Consider the following 450-nt stretch of genomic DNA (forward strand, 5'->3'; position numbering starts at 1 on the left):
TGGTTATATGCTGGGCTTTCATGCTTTCGCTGATTTGCCATGCGATAATCCGCTTTACCGCAATGGCGGTTACTTCGTGGTTAATGTTTTCATCGTATAACCAATCATCAAAACTGCTGTCTTTGAGGTTATTTATCATCATTAGCCCCCATATTAGGAAGTTGTGCAAGTAGAGGTTTTTCTTCAAGTTTTTGCATAGCTTTAGATTTACTCATACTTTCTCTTAACATTTTTTCTATTGCTCTAAGTTTAATTTCTCTTTCCGTTTGGGTTATATGATCATTAATAAGTAAAGCGTTTTGCATTTCTAAATTGCCTATAATGGCATTATCCAAAACTGTGCCATAATCTCGCTGATTGCCTTGTAAATTTGGGTTCGCTTCTCGCCATTCTCTATGAGTTTTACCAAAAACGATTTTATTGATTAAATCTGCTTCATCAGCATAGATA

The 450-nt window shown here is 35.3% G+C and carries 1 pseudogene; it reads right to left on the reverse strand.

Going from position 1 to position 450, the window contains the following annotated elements:
• Positions 1 to 128: 128 nt before the first annotated feature.
• Positions 129 to 450 (reverse strand): annotated as a pseudogene (locus J1781_RS00315) (hypothetical protein); the annotation flags it as partial.

It is taken from the genome of Rahnella perminowiae (assembly GCF_019049695.1).
Classification (GTDB): domain Bacteria; phylum Pseudomonadota; class Gammaproteobacteria; order Enterobacterales; family Enterobacteriaceae; genus Rahnella; species Rahnella perminowiae.